The sequence below is a fragment of the Ignavibacteria bacterium genome (assembly GCA_015709655.1).
Lineage (GTDB): Bacteria > Bacteroidota > Ignavibacteria > Kapaibacteriales > Kapaibacteriaceae > OLB6.
The window spans coordinates 300,469-316,407 of record CP054181.1; the positions used below are offsets into that span (position 1 = coordinate 300,469).

The 15,939-nt window shown below is 49.1% G+C and carries 12 protein-coding genes; 2 read left to right on the forward strand and 10 right to left on the reverse strand.

Annotation, left to right across the window (positions count from 1 at the left end):
• Positions 1–13: 13 nt before the first annotated feature.
• Complete coding sequence (locus HRU79_01220) at positions 14–1,315, forward strand: serine hydroxymethyltransferase (protein QOJ25335.1); 1,302 nt, start codon at positions 14–16, stop codon at positions 1,313–1,315.
• 48 nt (positions 1,316–1,363) lie between these two features.
• Here the strand turns inward: HRU79_01220 and aspA are convergent, their stop codons facing one another.
• Together aspA and HRU79_01230 are read right to left on the reverse strand one after the other, a co-directional pair.
• Positions 1,364–2,758, reverse strand: a complete 1,395-nt coding sequence (gene aspA, locus HRU79_01225; GenBank protein QOJ25336.1) for an aspartate ammonia-lyase — start codon at positions 2,756–2,758, stop codon at positions 1,364–1,366.
• Positions 2,755–4,167: an MBL fold metallo-hydrolase gene (locus HRU79_01230; GenBank protein ID QOJ25337.1), complete on the reverse strand. Its 1,413-nt coding sequence runs from the start codon at positions 4,165–4,167 to the stop codon at positions 2,755–2,757. Before HRU79_01230 ends, aspA begins: the two co-directional genes overlap by 4 nt.
• Before the next feature lie 90 nt (positions 4,168–4,257).
• Between HRU79_01230 and HRU79_01235 the strand changes: the two genes are divergently transcribed.
• On the forward strand, positions 4,258–6,018 hold the full coding sequence (locus HRU79_01235; GenBank protein ID QOJ25338.1) for an ABC transporter ATP-binding protein: 1,761 nt from the start codon (positions 4,258–4,260) through the stop codon (positions 6,016–6,018).
• A 19-nt stretch (positions 6,019–6,037) separates the two neighbouring features.
• On the opposite strand, the gene HRU79_01240 is transcribed toward HRU79_01235, so the two are convergent.
• The 8 genes from HRU79_01240 to HRU79_01275 form a co-directional block, all read right to left on the reverse strand.
• Positions 6,038–6,418, reverse strand: coding sequence for a PH domain-containing protein (locus HRU79_01240; GenBank protein ID QOJ25339.1), 381 nt, complete (start codon positions 6,416–6,418; stop codon positions 6,038–6,040).
• Between the two features lie 91 nt (positions 6,419–6,509).
• On the reverse strand, positions 6,510–7,499 hold the full coding sequence (locus HRU79_01245) for an acetyl-CoA carboxylase carboxyltransferase subunit alpha (GenBank protein QOJ25340.1): 990 nt from the start codon (positions 7,497–7,499) through the stop codon (positions 6,510–6,512).
• On the reverse strand, positions 7,441–9,435 hold the full coding sequence (locus HRU79_01250) for a glycosyltransferase (protein ID QOJ25341.1): 1,995 nt from the start codon (positions 9,433–9,435) through the stop codon (positions 7,441–7,443). Before HRU79_01250 ends, HRU79_01245 begins: the two co-directional genes overlap by 59 nt.
• Entirely contained in the window at positions 9,432–10,151 is a 720-nt protein-coding gene (locus tag HRU79_01255) for a polyprenol monophosphomannose synthase (protein ID QOJ25342.1), read from the reverse strand. The genes HRU79_01250 and HRU79_01255 overlap by 4 nt, the downstream gene beginning before the upstream one ends.
• Complete coding sequence (locus HRU79_01260; protein QOJ25343.1) at positions 10,148–11,548, reverse strand: sugar transferase; 1,401 nt, start codon at positions 11,546–11,548, stop codon at positions 10,148–10,150. Before HRU79_01260 ends, HRU79_01255 begins: the two co-directional genes overlap by 4 nt.
• Positions 11,549–11,554: 6 nt before the next feature.
• Positions 11,555–13,006, reverse strand: coding sequence for a hypothetical protein (locus HRU79_01265; protein ID QOJ25344.1), 1,452 nt, complete (start codon positions 13,004–13,006; stop codon positions 11,555–11,557).
• A complete protein-coding gene (locus HRU79_01270) occupies positions 13,003–14,184 on the reverse strand; it encodes a glycosyltransferase (GenBank protein ID QOJ25345.1) in 1,182 nt (393 codons plus the stop codon). Before HRU79_01270 ends, HRU79_01265 begins: the two co-directional genes overlap by 4 nt.
• Positions 14,185–14,205: 21 nt before the next feature.
• Positions 14,206–15,933, reverse strand: a complete 1,728-nt coding sequence (locus HRU79_01275; protein ID QOJ25346.1) for an SLBB domain-containing protein — start codon at positions 15,931–15,933, stop codon at positions 14,206–14,208.
• Between the last annotated feature and the right edge of the window lie 6 nt (positions 15,934–15,939).

Sequence of the window (15,939 nt, forward strand, 5' to 3'; positions counted from 1 at the left end):
CTACGTTTACAACATGTACGAAACCGTTGCCAGGACAGACGCGGAGGTTTTCTCCGTCCTTACAAACGAATATCAGCGCCAAAGAGACAAACTTGAGTTAATTGCCAGCGAGAACTTTACCTCGCTGGCAGTTATGGAGGCACAAGGCAGCATACTTACAAATAAGTATGCCGAAGGGTACCCGGGTAAACGGTATTACGGAGGATGCGAGTGGGTGGATGTTGTCGAGGACCTGGCTCGCGACCGGGTTAAGCAACTCTTTGGTGCGGAATATGCAAACGTTCAGCCTCACAGCGGCAGTGGCGCCAATATGGGCGTGTACTTTACGTACTTGCAGCCCGGCGATACCGTCCTGGGTATGGACCTCTCGCATGGCGGCCACCTGACGCATGGCTCACCCGTAAACTTTAGTGGTATTTTTTACAATTTCATCCCGTATGGACTTAACCGTGAAACCGGACGTATTGACTACAACGTTGTAGAAGACCTGGCGGTTAAGCACAAGCCAAAGATGATTACCGTTGGCGCCAGTGCCTATTCCCGTGAAATTGATTTTGCGGCATTCAAGGCAATTGCCAACAAGGTTGGTGCCTTTTTACTTGCCGATATTGCCCACCCTGCCGGCCTTATCGCTAAGGGCAGGCTTATGAGTCCGGTACCATACTGCGACGTAGTAACATCCACCACTCACAAAACATTACGGGGTCCGCGTGGCGGACTCATCCTTCTCGGAAAAGACGTCGAGAACCCGTTTGGGAAGGTAGCTCCCAAGAGTGGTCGCGTGAAGATGATGAGTGAACTGATTGACAGCATGGTGATGCCCGGCATCCAGGGAGGCCCACTCATGCACGTGATAGCGGGCAAGGCCGTGGCCTTTGGCGAAGCTCTGAGTGATGCTTTTGGAACCTACATTGATACCGTGATTTCGAACGCTGCCGCACTTGCCGACGAACTGATGAAAATGGACTACAACGTGGTAAGCGGCGGAACCGACAACCACCTGATGCTGATTGATCTGCGCAATAAAAACCTTACCGGTAAAAAAGCAGAAATTGCGCTTGATGCCTCGGGCATTACCTGTAATAAAAATGCGGTGCCGTATGACACACAGCCGCCGCTGGTTACATCGGGGATTCGGCTGGGGTCGGCAGCAATGACAAGCCGAGGCATGACTGCCGACGATATGCGAACCATTGCTCATTTTATCGACACGGTTCTTACCAGCGTGGACGATCCTACCGTGCACAACCAGGTTAAGGCTGACGTCAGCAACTTCTGCCAAAAGTTCCCGCTTTACCCGTCCCTTGAAGGCTAATCGTGCTCCAGGTAGGCTACGCCATTGAATCTGCTTCGCCGCTTTCCGTTACCGGATAAACTTTGGTCTCATCAGGTTTTCAATTGAAAACACTTCGGCAAGTTTTTCATCGGATAAGAGTCCCTTGCGCCGCACGATGTCGGGGATGGCTTCACCTGTCTGCATAGCTTCGGCCGCAATTTCTGCAGAAACCTCGTAACCAAGGATTGGGTTAAGGGCAGTAACAATGCCAATACTCTTAAGGACCATGCTCTTTGTATGCTCTGCATTTGCGGTGATGCCGTCCACACACCGCTCCCGAAGTGTAATGCAGGCGTTGGTAAGCATACTCATACTCTGGAACAAGCAAAATGCGATAACAGGCTCCATGACGTTAAGCTGAAGCTGACCGGCCTCTGACGCAAACGAGATAGTAACATCATTACCAATAACACGGTAGCAAACCTGGTTTACAACTTCCGGAATTACGGGATTCACTTTCCCGGGCATGATGCTGCTACCCGGCTGCATCCGAGGAAGATTAATCTCGTTTAAACCTGCACGGGGCCCGGATGACAGCAGCCGAAGGTCATTGCAGATTTTTGATAGCTTCACGGCAACCCTTTTCAGCACTCCGCTGATTTGCACGTAAGCTCCGGTATCCCAGGTAGCTTCCACAAGGTGCTCGGCAAGTGTAACATCCACCTTGGTAATTTTTTTTAGGTATGCAGTTGCAAGCTGGGGATACCCTTCCGGAGCGTTAATGCTGGTACCGATAGCGGTAGCGCCAAGGTTGATCTCGGTGACCAGGCTGCGTGTTTCTCGCAAACGGGCTGCATCTTCGCTGATATTCACCGCAAAGGCCCCAAACTCCAGTCCAAGGGTCATTGGCACTGCATCCTGAAGCTGGGTACGACCCATTTTCAGGACATCCTTAAACTCTGCAGATTTGGTTTGAAACGACGAACTCAGCCTCTCGATCTCATCAATCAGAAAATGAAGTTCGTACCAGACAGCCAGCCGGAACGCTGTTGGATATGCATCATTGGTACTTTGTGAACAGTTCACATGATCGTTGGGACTCACAATGGAATACTGCCCCTTTGGATGTCCAAGTATTTCCAGCGCCTTGTTTGCGATCACCTCGTTTGCATTCATGTTGGTGCTGGTACCGGCACCGCCTTGAATAACATCAACAATAAACTGATCATCTAATTCACCGTTAATCACACTGTCGCATGCCTGCACGATTGCGTCAGCAATATCGGCGGGGATTACGCCAAGATCCCTGTTCGCCAGTGCGGCAGCTTTTTTTACGTATCCAAGGGCAGCAATAAAGCTGCGAAGTGAACCAAGTTTAATACCGGTGATATGAAAATTCTCGCTGGCGCGCAGCGTTTGCACACCATAGTACGCATCGGCGGGGATCTCCCGTTCGCCTAAGAAATCATGTTCAACTCTCATGCCTGCAGCTCCAGACTGATTCCATAAAAAGGTAAAACAACATCAACATCAAAAGTTTCGGCAACCATTGTGCCCAGAGCATCCCGGGCATCATCCTCGCCATGGGTAAGTAACACGTGCGGAGTACGACCGTCACGGTTTGCCAGCACTGCTGTTAGCCAGCGCATAAGACCGGCCTGATCGGCATGGGCACTCAATCCGCCTAATGTATGGATGGTAGCATTCACTTCCTTATGCTCACCCATGATTGTGATATGCTCTGCACCCTCAACAAGTTTACGACCAAGCGAACCGTGTGCCTGATAACCGGTAATAACAACGTGGGTGAGCGGATCGCTGATGTGGTGACGAAGGTGATGAAGAATTCTGCCGGCATTACACATACCTGCACCGGCAATGACAACATACGGGCCCTTTGCATCGTTAATTGCCCTGCTTTCATCAGCGTCATACACAAAGCGAACTGTCCGTAGATCTCTGCGCATTTCTCCTTGTTCTATCAGCTCTGTACTTTCATCATCAAACAGGTCGGCATGGATGGCGTAAATTTCGGAAGCCTCTATTGCCATCGGACTGTCAAGGTAAATTGGTATTCGGGGAATCACCTTGGTACGAAACAGCTCCGCCAGATGGTACAGCATGTTCTGTGACCGGCCAATTGCAAACGATGGTATTAACACCTTACCGTTCGTGCGGACAGCTTCAACCATGATGTTGGAAAACTGCTTCAGGGTCTGTTCTCTGTCCTGATGATTGCGGTCTCCATAGGTACTCTCGCACACAACAATATTAAACGGACCCGAAGGGGGTTCGGGGTCACGCAGATATGGCAATCCGATGTGGCCAACATCACCACTGAAGACCACTCTTTCGTTGGTTGTTTCAAGGACGATACTGGCAGACCCGAGCATGTGTCCAGCCTCGATCCATTCGGCATGTAAACCGGGTGCAACTTCTATACGCAGGTTATATTCAACCAGTCTGAACAGGCTTAACACCTTTCTAACATCGTCCGCATCAAACAGCGGTGCTTCTGTCCGCGGAAGCTTATGACCTCGTTTTTTTGCCTGCCGCTGCCTACGCTCAAAGTCCATCTCCTGAATGTGAGCCGCATCCGTAAGGACAAGTTCAACCAGATCTCTGGTTGCCTCGGTACCATAAATATGCTTACGATATCCGTCACGAACCAGCAGCGGCAAACGTCCGCAGTGGTCCAGGTGTGCATGCGTGAGCAATACCGCATCTATATCGGCTCGGTGAATGTCACCCGGGACAACATTTCGTGCATCATCTTCCTTATCGCCCTGAAACATTCCAAAATCAACCAGAACGGTACATCGCTTGGTTCGTACAAGGTATGCCGAGCCGGTAACCTCGCCGGCGGCACCATAGGGGGTAATCGAAAACATGACCGAAAATACGATAACGGCGCTCCATGCTCCCCTGCCGCCAGCCAACCCTCTGTTTCGGGAACGTGCCGTCTGACGTAGTTTCGTGTTGTGACACAAGGCAATGATAAACCACGGAAGGCATCGCATGCGCGCAGGTTGTTCAGATTTCTGAGGCCGTACACTTTTGTATTGGCCGGTGCTGTTCTGCTTACTCTTACCTCCTCGGCATTAGGTCCGTTACGCCCCTACCTTACCCAAATCGCAATTGATGAGCATATCGCAACCGGCGACATTCACGGACTGTTCGTCTTGGTACTGCTCATTTTTGGTTTCCTGCTCTTGCAAGGGGCTTTGCAATACGTCCTCACCCTGGTCATGAGCTGGATTGGTCAGAAGGTTCTGTATGATATTCGAACCGCACTGTATGCCCATGTAGAGCGACTGTCACTTCACTTTTACGATACCAATGCGGTAGGACGCATCATCACGCGCGTTACCAGTGACGTTGAGGTGCTGAACGAACTATTTTCACAGGGTGTGGTTATGATGATTTCCGACATCATGATCATCCTGTGGATTTTATTCTTCATGTTTCAAACTTCCGTCGAACTAACATTACTTACCTTCCTGGTTCTTCCGTTTTTACTTACGGCAGCCTTCATCTTCCGGTTCAAGGTGCGTAAGGTGTACGATAATATCCGTCAGCAAGTTGCCAGGATGAATGCTTTTATCAATGAATTTATCACAGGGATCAGTATTGTTCAGTTGTTCCGTCAGGAACAACGTATGACGAATATGTTTGCCGGTATCAACAGGCTGCACAAGGAGTATCAGGATCGAAGCATCATGTACTATGCTACGTTCTTCCCTGTGGTGGAGTTACTGAGTGCAATCAGCCTGTGTATTGTTTTATGGTATGCCTCGGGTACCATACTTGGTGGTGCTATGACGGTTGGGATTCTTATTGCGTTCACACAGTTCACTGAAATGTTTTTTCGGCCTGTGCGGGATCTGACCGAAAAGTACAATACGTTGCAAAGCAGTATTGTTGCCTCCGAGCGGATTTTTACCCTTTTTGATACGGTTGATACGGTGCCTGACACACCCGGTGCCGTTGAATTCACCGGCCTGGTTACGGGAATTGAGTTTGCCAACGTGTCGTTTTCATACGACGGTGTTACTCCGATTTTACAGAATGTACGCTTCACCGTGCAGAAGGGTGAAACAGTTGCACTGGTGGGGGCCACGGGTGCCGGCAAGAGTACCGTAATCAGTCTGATGAGCCGGTTTTACGATTATCAGCGTGGTGAGATTTTCGTTAATGGTCAAAGCATCAGGAAGTACTCCCAGGAGAGTCTTCGGAAACGGATGGCTATCGTACTGCAAGACGTGTTTTTATTCTCGCGGACAGTCCTTGAAAACATAACCTTAGACCGTCCGGGAATATCTACCGAGCAGGTCATTGCCACTGCAAAGGCGTTAGGAGCACACGATTTTATCAGTGCCCTGCCCAACGGATACAACACCCATGTTCGTGAACGTGGTGCAGTATTGAGTGTTGGTCAAAAGCAGCTCATCTCGTTTTGCAGAGCACTGGTTGCCAACCCTGAAATCCTTATTCTTGACGAAGCAACGGCAAACATCGACACCAATTCCGAGCATATCATCGAGCAGTCAACCAGCACCTTGCTTACCGGCAGAACAAGCATTGTCATTGCTCACAGGTTAAGCACAATTCAGCGGGCAGACCGCATTGTGGTGCTCCATCACGGCGAGGTAGCCGAGGTTGGAACCCACAATGCGCTGCTACAGGCTAATGGTTTGTATGCAAAACTGTATAAGCTACAGTTTGAAAACACTCGTGTTTAAGATGTGAATGTAGCAGGTACTATCCGAGCACGTGTTGTGCCAGCACCTGCTGCACCTCGTACACGTTGACTGACTTGTTAAACTGCTTACTGATGCTCGGCTGAACCTCACTGGAAATCCAGATTTTAAGTTCAGCATCGAGATCAAACCGTCCAGCCGTTTCTACACTGAATCGGGTAATACTTTTGTAGGTAACTGACTTATACTCGGTCTTGTTTCCTGTTATCCCCTGCTTGTCAATCAGGATAAGTCGCTTATTCGTAAAGATGAACATGTCGCGGATTACCTTAAACCCCAGTTCAATCTCTTCACCATCGCACAACAGCTGTGCGTATTCCTTTGTTAATTCCTCATTGCTAATCGCACTTGCATTACCAAGTATTCCTGATAATAATCCCATACGCTAACCTCCAACAAAATAGAAAGTTATGTTACAATAATAGTGACGTATTTCACTGTTCCTGTTTCTGTATTGGTAATAATTTGTTTATCTATTCTGTCCATACCCCCATTGCGTAGAACTTTGTCCGACGCTTAACCACCAATTCATCCGGAGTCAGTGCAGCAAGTTCGTCAAGGGTTTCTGACAGAACCTTTTGTACTTCCTCGAACATCGCCTGCGGGTTTCTGTGTGCACCTCCGATAGGCTCCGGAACAATCCTGTCAACGATACCAACCTCTGACAGATCGGTCGCCGTCAGCTTTAACGCTTCGGCAGCGGTTTCTTTAAAGTCCCAGCTGCGCCACAGAATCGAGGAACAGCTCTCCGGAGCAATCACCGAATACCAGGCATTTTCAAGCATCAGGATTCTGTCACCCACGCCAATACCCAACGCGCCGCCGCTAGCCCCTTCTCCAACAATGCAGACAACGATAGGAACCCGGAGGCCGGCCATCAGGACAAGGTTGCGTGCAATGGCTTCGGCTTGTCCGCGTTCTTCGGCTTCAATCCCGGGATACGCACCCGGTGTATCAAGGAAGCAGATCACAGGAAGGTTAAATTTCTCAGCGAGCTTCATAAGCCGATACGCCTTGCGATAACCTTCGGGATTGGGCATGCCAAAATTCCGGTACACATTGGTTTTTGTATCACGACCCTTCTGATGTCCAAGTATCATCACCGATCTGCCGGCCAGCGTGGCCATACCGCCAATGATTGCAGGGTCATCACGGAAACCACGGTCTCCGTGCAACTGAATAAAATCAGTGAAGCAATGTGATGCATAATCCAGTGTGTACGGCCGTTCCGGGTGACGTGCAATCTGAACCCGCTGCCACCGGGTAAGATTTTGGTACACCTCCAGCCGTAGTTTTTCAACCTGGTCTTCAAGAACTGTGATTTGCGGCTGAATATCCAGGGTATCGGTAAGCGACTTCATTTCCTGGATTTTTTGCTCCAGTTCAACGATTGGCTTTTCAAAATCAAGAACTATACTTGCCACGATGTTTGCCGAGTAAGTGTTTGATAACAATGTCAGCATCGAGTGCCAACGTGTAATGTTCTACGTAGTAATCATTGAGTGATTCAATCGCAGCGGCATCTAACCGGTCAGGACCTGCCAGCTGAACCAGGCCGGTAAGACCGGGCTTTCCTGCCGGACGATTTTTGCCATCCGGAAACAGACCAACAACCGACGCCTTACCTTGAAGAACACCAAGCATACGCTTCCACTGTTGTACAGCCCTTTTCCGTACCAGTAATATACGAACAAGAATCACGACCAGCGCAATGGCCGAAAGGCAGATATCAAAGATCCGTTTTGCAATCCGATTACGAAAATTGAGTAAGGGGGCTTGGATAATTGTAGGTTCAATGCCTGAAACATCGTTAATAATCCGGGCTGTGATGACCGATGAATAGTCGGTAGCCAGATGAAAGCGCGCACCGGACTGGGCACAGCGCTGCATCAGCACCATGGCCTGATCTCGTGTAAAGGCTGGATCGGCAAGGATAACCTCATCAGCCTTCAGGTCACGAACGATTTTGTTCAACATCGAAACGGTTCCAACGATTGGTATCCCTGAGAATGATGATTCGGTAAATGGTTCTGTACTCACAATACCCACAACGGCAGCATACCGGTGTTCAACCGTCTGCAGTTTTCTGATAATTGCCGATGCTTCTTCTGTAAGCCCAACCACAACGATGTACCGAATTCGGTTACGGCCGCGCCAGCTGTCGTACAACTGTACCATCCCTCGCGAAAGCAGCATCGAGCAGCCTGTAAACGCTATCGTCATCAGCAGTACGCCCCGTGAAAACGCATACTCCTTAAAGAAATATGTCAGCGAACTCAGCACAAACGAGCCAATCAGTAAGCCCAGTAAACTTCTCCGGAAGGTTGGCGTATGTTCTACGTATTCGCCTACACCCAGCAATGAAAAAACAATAACGGCAGGTACGGCAAACAGTACAAGCGGGTAGGCGTATTCAGGGAAGCCGAACGGACTGTCAAAACGGATCCATGTAGCGGTAAGGAGGGCAATCAGGATGCTGACAACATCGGCGACCATCATGAGGGCGTTGATGCGACGCCTGAAAATGCGTTCAAGGACCGACCGCAGTGAGATGCCAATCCGCATCATCCACAAAAAGATTGCGCTGCTGCCAAAGTGCTTGCGCGCAAAGATTTCCATGGCATCATAAAATACTTTTACTTCGTTAATCGAGCTGCGTCGGGTACTCTCACCTTTAAAGTGAATGATACTGGTCTCGTGCACATACCGGATATCATAGCCGGCTTTCTGAATCCGATAACACAGGTCAAGATCCTCACCGTACATAAAGTACTCGGGATCGAATCCTCCCATATTCAGAATGAGGTCACGAGGCCCCATCATAAACGCACCAATCAGGGCATCAACATTGTATGTTTCGTTAGTTAATAAGTAGGTAAGGTTATATCCTGCAAATACCCTGCTGTTTGGAAACAACGATTGCAGGCCAAACAGTTTGCAAAACGAAGCCCATGGCGTGGGCAGACCCCGCCTGCACGCCAACTGAAATGTACCGTCAGGGTTCAGCACCTTGCACCCGGCCAGGCCAACTTCGGGGTGCTCCTTTAAATACCTCACCATCACCAGAAGCGTATCCCTGGCAATAATCGTGTCAGGATTCAGGAACAGCACATACGGTGCCGAACAATACTCCAGTCCTTTGTTGTTTGCTCTGCCAAATCCAATGTTTTCCGACAGCTGAATCCATTTCACCCATGGGAACAGGGGGACAACGTCATCCATGCTGTTATCAGCCGATGCATTATCAACAACAACAACTTCATACGGAATCCCATGGTCGGTCAGCTCAATACTTCGCAGACACTGGATCAGATAATCTTTTACATTATAGTTTACAATCAGGACGCTAACCAGAGGCATATCTGCCGAGGTTCCAGGATGGTGTTCAGCAAGCGTCACTTTGCGCCGAACGTAAACAGGGTGTTAAGTTTCAGTTTCCACACCAGGAAAGCTGCTTCCCAGATTATATTCTTGCTCATCTTACTTTCGCCGCTCACTCTGTCGATGAAGATAATCGGTATTTCCTTAATCCGGGCACCTGACCGCCATGCCCGGTAATTCATCTCGATTTGAAATGCATACCCGTTACTGCGAATCTTTGTAAGATCGATCTTGCTTAGTGTGGTGGCCCTGTATGCTTTAAAACCACCCGTTGCATCGGCGATGGGCATGCCCGTGATACACCGCGTATAAAGGTTGGCAAACCAGCTGAGAAGCAGGCGGGACATTGGCCAGTTAACCACGTTTACCCCCTGCACATAGCGCGACCCAATGATCAGGTCGAAATCTTGTAATTCTTTTTCAAAGCGCAAAAGGTCAGGCGGATCATGCGAAAAGTCAGCATCCATCTGATACACCACCTCATACCCTTGTGACAGTGCATATTCGAAGCCCCTGCAGTATGCTGTTCCCAAGCCCAGTTTACCACTTCGCTCGATAAGGTGAATCCGATTATCGGTTTCCATGCGCTGTTTTACAATTGCTGCAGTACCATCAGGCGAAGCATCGTCAATAACCAGAATGTGCAGTTCAGGTAAAACCGCATGCAGGCTATCCAGCATCCGTGCAATATTCTGGTGCTCGTTATAAGTTGGTATACACACGATTGATTTCATGCTCTTCCGTGCCCCGAAACCAAGACAAAAACTGTTCGAACCAAAATTTCAATATCCAGCATAAAACTCAGGTTTTCGATGTAATAAAAGTCGTAGCGCAGGCGTGACTCAATCTCCTCACGTGACTCGTCATTGCTCTTGGCCTTCACCTGCCACCAGCCGGTAATTCCGGGCTTCACTTTAAGTCGTCGCTTATAATAAGGTATTTCTTTCGAAAACCGTTCAACATAGGCGGGTTGTTCCGGGCGGGGACCAACCAGACTCATCTCACCGCGCAGTACATTTAAAAACTGCGGCACTTCGTCCAGATGGGTTTTCCGTAACAGCCATCCGAACCGGGTAACGCGCGGGTCGTTGTGTGCCGTCCATGTTTCTCCCCTGTTTTCATCCACAACCATCGATCTGAACTTCAGCATGGTAAATATATGACCATGGCGTCCAACCCTTTTCTGCATAAAGAAAACGGGACCCCGCGAGCTTAGGCGTACTCCAATGGCAAGCAACATCCACACGGGAAGACCAATCAGCAAGATTAGCAGACTTATGGTGATGTCGGTAATTCTCTTGGCAGCTTCTTCCCAAGGTTTCATCAGTTCAGGATTCACATGAATCAGTTCCGAGCCGTACCTGAACTGAGTTCTGGTTTGTCCGCTCACAATGGCATACATGTCAGGTACAATCATCACGTTACACCCGGCATTCGACCCCTCGGCAACTACAGCAAGCAGCTCATCATGGTCGGGTTTTTCCATTGAAATATGCAGTTCTTCCGGCCGATGGTTTTCAAGTGTTGAGCGCAGCTGCACCGTAAGGGCTGCTGACTGCTGCTTCCCCTGTGAAAACAGTGGATATTCAACAACATCCAATACTTTGTAACGGTAGCGTTTTGAATGAGCAATGGCAGACTGAAGGTGTTTGAGAGCATACCCGGATCCTACGACCACGGTCGTAATTGACATTCTGCCGCTTTGAAAAAGCCTCTGCTGCAGTATTCGTGCAGCCAGGCGTCCGCTCGTGACGCTTGCACTCACCAGTAACCAGTAGACAATAAAAATGTACCGTGGCGAATTCTGGTAGTGCTCAGGGCTGTCGATGTAAATAAGTAGATAAAACAGGACCGACCAGACAAACACTGTCCGCATCACAACAAACGCTTCTTCGAACGGAGACCGGACGTAGTAGTTCCGGTACAGTCCGGCAAGCCAGAACACAGCCATCCACATCAATGCTACAACAACACCTACAAGAATCGCGTCCGACACGGTGAACGGAGCAAGGGGCTCGGAGATGGCAACTGTTCGTACCAACAAGAAAACGGCAAAGCTGCACACCAGTGCAAGCAGATCAAACGCTGCCTGAATCCAACGGGGCTGAACCATGACGCGACTGATTCCCATTGTCCCTTACCTGTTCCCCTTTTTCAGGATTCCAAGCACCATTCTAATTTCTGACTTCCTGGCTAAGCCTGAAAGTACCGATACTGCCGCAACAACTACAACTCCCGATATCCCAACAACATACCGATGAAAAAACATCCCCATCTGTGTACTCCACAGAATGGCTGCTGCCACCGGAATTACCATTGCCCAGTACACCTTCCTGTCAGCATACCTTCCAAGAGCTTTGTCGATCAAAACAAGCGATACAACGGCTCCGCTGGAAACACTTAGCATTTTGGCCACACCTGCCCCCCACGATTGGTAGGCCGGAATTAACACCCAGCCAAATATGATGGTTGTAGCGGCAAGAACTGCACCGATAATAAATGATAACTTTGATTGGTTTAGAGCAATGATAACCTCTTGCGAATACACAAGAATAAAAATCGGTACCGACATCCATAAAAACAACTGGAATAGCCTCACGTATTCAAGGTACTGTCCCTTACTCACCAATTCAATGACCTCAGGTGTAAAATTCGTAAGAACAACACTTGCAAGTACAGAGACGAGAACTAAGACCCGGAGTGCGCCAAGCACATACTGCGCACACTGCTTCATGCTCACGGCAAAGGCACGTGTTACAAGCGGAATTACGACTTGTGTAACCGCTATCGGGATTGTTGTAGTAAGTGGTGCTAGCGAAACATAGGCAGCACCAAAACCTCCCAACTCTTTCTTTGTGCTCCACCAGTTCAACATTATTGCATCCATTTTATCATGCAACGCAATCAGTGTTATCATGATAGCTACCGGGATGCTTTCCCTGGCCAGTGACTTCATTTCGGGAATTCGTATGTGCTTCCAGTGAAAATACCGACCGCGGTCAATCAGAAGCAGTGTAATAAACGATGGCACTGCCGCAACGATCGAATATGCTATTACTGTGGATACCGTTAACTGCCGTGGCGGGAATAAAACCAGACCCAGGTAAAAGGCAGTTTCAAGAATGGACAGCAGGGCAGGAATTTCGAACTTGAGCTTATTCCGGTATGGGATTTCCAATAAGAACCGCAGTAATGTGGTTTTTGCTGACATAAGCTGTAACACACAAAGCAGTACAAGATCCACAAGCCGAAAACCAGATATTACACCGTAACCAACTGCCAGAACACCGGATGGAATCCACAGTGCAAGACGTAATGCTACCGCTGATGATAACACGATGTGGCCTTCGTCAGGCCTCAGGATCGAGCGGCGCATGGCAATGATATTGATCCCTACATCAACAAGGATGATCAGGAATAAGTCGATAATCCTGCGCTCACCAAACAGAAAACCGTTTTCTTCCTTTGTTAGAACAGATAGAATTGTGCGTTGTGCAAAGAACATCAGCCCCATGGTTATTACCTGAGAGGCAATGATGACGCCGCCACCCCGAAATATCTGTCGCTTGCTGGTTACCTGCGGTGTCATGAAGCTCCGGGCGTCCACTTATCGTACGACCTCTTCCGAAGAAATAAAACAAGCCCACGAAATAAGCTATAATTCATTACTATAAAGTACTCAGCAATCCAAATTACTGGAATTGTTATACCCATCCTTCCGGCAGTCTTTGAAAGCAAGGCCAGACCAATAAAAACAAGATGAGAGTACAAGAGAATTGCAAAAACGGTAGGATTCCGAATTGTTAAGAAAGTGGCTATGATCATCATTCCATACGCAAGCGGACTAAGATATCGAACGATTCTGTGCGACCACAAGGAAAATGCCGTCATGCCAAACCGGGGTTGCAGCAGGGTGCGGTACTGCCAGATTGCAGCCATGCCCGACGATACAGTGCGTACTGTTCGTGCAGCTTCGATATTAAGATCCTGCTCATTGGTTTCCCTTTGCTCCTGTACCCGAACCCGAGGGTTCACAACTACTCGCTTACCGGCGTGCAAGACCGCAAGCACATGCGCGAGGTCATCAGCAGAACGACTGTTTCCGATGTTGCGATACAGTGATCTTCGGATAGCATACAGTGCACCATTCGAGGTAACAGTACTGTTTACGCGTGATTCTAATTGGTTAACAGTCCGGTCAATAATCCGGTAAACTGACTCACCTGCATGTGCAGACGGAGCGGCATCTGATGCCGGATTTGGTGCAATCACTGATAATACCCCGCCAATGTCTGTATCTGAAAACGGCTGAACCAAGGTACCAATACTGAATGGCTGAAGAACGACATCAGCATCCATAAATACTGTTATTTCAGCGTGCAGATACCGGCATGCATGGTCAAGCGCCGCATTCTTACCACCGCGCGGTAAATGAAAAACCGTGATTCTGCCATCAGCCGCACCAAGTCTGTTCAGTATCGATGCCGTCGCATCCGTCGAGCCGTCATTAGCAATCAGTATCCGTACTTTTTCAGGCTCATATTCCATTGTAAGGATTTGTTGAAGACACTGTGCGATGTTCGTCTCTTCGTTAAAAGCAGCAATCACAATGTCGATTTCCGGATTGGCAGTATTACCAGCATCGGACACCTTTCTTTGCTTCATCGATGCCAGTACCCACAGAATAGCAGGATAGACTGTAAATGGATACAGTATCAACAGTCCGCAAAGGACGTACAGGGTAACGCCAACGAGTGTCTGAGGCATACCGTTACAGTGTAAAGAATACTACCGTAGCAATGTAATAAACGTTGCCATAATTGCCACGGCGCTCGATAGAATACCTCCTATCATGGCGTATGTCTGCATTTCTACACCAGCGGGAACAGCCGGCGGACGCGGCACATACACCTCATCACCCGGCTGCACAAACACCCCGTCATCGTCCTCTACCCATACCTTGCTCACTGCGCGGACGATTCGTGATCGTGACTCTGCTGCGCCGGCGGCATAACCACCTGCCTGGTTAACGTACCACTCCAGGGTTTTACCGGCAGTATAGGGTACATAACCCGGCCGGTTTACCTGACCATAAACAAATACCTGATTTTGTGCTTCGGAAATAACTACGATGTCACCATTCTCAAGTGGTACATTCTGACTGGAATTTGTATCCGCCAGTGCAGTTTCAATTGAACAACTCACGTATGGAACCCTGTAAAACTGATCTAACTGGAACCGCAGTGTATCCTCTAACTTCAAATCACTGTACATGAAATTGCGATAGCTGATACCTGATACCTCTCTGTCCGTTGGGCTATCAGAGAAGGGGCGTACCACGTAGCTCAGTGGTAGTGAGGCTTTTGACGTTATGCCACCGGCCTTATGAATCACTTCCGACAGACGGGTTACACCAGGCGTGATAACAACAGCCCCTGGTGAGTTCACCTGACCGCGAACCTCTACCACACCTTGCTGTACAGCATCTCCGGCAATACTTTTTCTCTCAACAACAATTGTGCTTCCAGGCTGTAGTTCGGGATCCGTCCCTGAAATACGAAGGTCCTGGCTAACACCAAGCTTTATCACTGTTTTATCAACACCCTGAATTAAGGTTACATTATTCAGATCGGCATCATCCAGCGCTCCGCCTGCCATTGACAACAGTACTGACGCCTTGTCGCCCGTTTTGTACGCAATCGTTGCCGGTGTGGCAACTGCACCAACAATACTGATTGAGGAAAAAGGCTCGGTGTCATACGGTACGGTTACAACATCACCTTCACGTAAATGAGGGTCATACAACCACCCCTGATCTGCATGTGCGCGGGCAAGGTCTACGAGTGTTGTACCGTCCCGGTGCCGCACAACGATATTGCGCATTGCAAACGGACTTACCGTTTCTGTGCCGGCTGCTTTCATCTCTGGCACAACCGCTGGGCTCTTCGTGCCACGCATTCGCAATTGCTCACCCACGGCAGCATCTCGGCGCAACAGCCAGGGCTGCCGCGTTACCCGTACCAGCGTACTCACACGCATTGATGCAGGCACGGCATAGGTCCCGGGATACGGAACATTGCCTTCGATGCTTACATACACCAACCGCGGACGCCGGAGTGTAATAAAAATCTCAAGTCCGGGGGCATTTCGTTTAATAACGGCACGAATAGTATCCCGAAGCCGGGCCAAGGTATATCCATCTGCCTTGATCAGCCCTACCCGTTCCATAAGAACACTGCACTCCGGTGTTACGACGGTATGTTTTTCCGAGAAATCCAGACCTGTAGTTTGGTATGACAGAACATCACCCGGACCAATCATGTATGCTTCCGGTATTACCCGGTCATCCGTTGGCACCTGTTCACCGGTAAGCATGGCCGATGAGCCGACGGCAGACTTCGCACTCAGCTTGTCAAGATCAAGCAAGGACTGACTCTGCGAAACTCCGCTGAGGGAATTATAAATACCAACAACCAAAAGTAATAACCATTTATAGCTACGTTTAACTGTTGTCATAGTACC

Coding starts and splice junctions, on each gene's coding strand:
- HRU79_01230 (QOJ25337.1), bottom strand. CDS start 4,167: ATGTTTTCGATTACCCCCTATGGTGCCGCCGGCGAGGTTACCGGCTCG.
- HRU79_01265 (QOJ25344.1), bottom strand. CDS start 13,006: ATGACACCGCAGGTAACCAGCAAGCGACAGATATTTCGGGGTGGCGGC.
- HRU79_01275 (QOJ25346.1), bottom strand. CDS start 15,933: ATGACAACAGTTAAACGTAGCTATAAATGGTTATTACTTTTGGTTGTT.
- HRU79_01245 (QOJ25340.1), bottom strand. CDS start 7,499: ATGCTGACATTGTTATCAAACACTTACTCGGCAAACATCGTGGCAAGT.
- aspA (QOJ25336.1), bottom strand. CDS start 2,758: ATGAGAGTTGAACATGATTTCTTAGGCGAACGGGAGATCCCCGCCGAT.
- HRU79_01240 (QOJ25339.1), bottom strand. CDS start 6,418: ATGGGATTATTATCAGGAATACTTGGTAATGCAAGTGCGATTAGCAAT.
- HRU79_01255 (QOJ25342.1), bottom strand. CDS start 10,151: ATGAAATCAATCGTGTGTATACCAACTTATAACGAGCACCAGAATATT.
- HRU79_01260 (QOJ25343.1), bottom strand. CDS start 11,548: ATGGGAATCAGTCGCGTCATGGTTCAGCCCCGTTGGATTCAGGCAGCG.
- HRU79_01220 (QOJ25335.1), top strand. CDS start 14: ATGTACGAAACCGTTGCCAGGACAGACGCGGAGGTTTTCTCCGTCCTT.
- HRU79_01270 (QOJ25345.1), bottom strand. CDS start 14,184: ATGCCTCAGACACTCGTTGGCGTTACCCTGTACGTCCTTTGCGGACTG.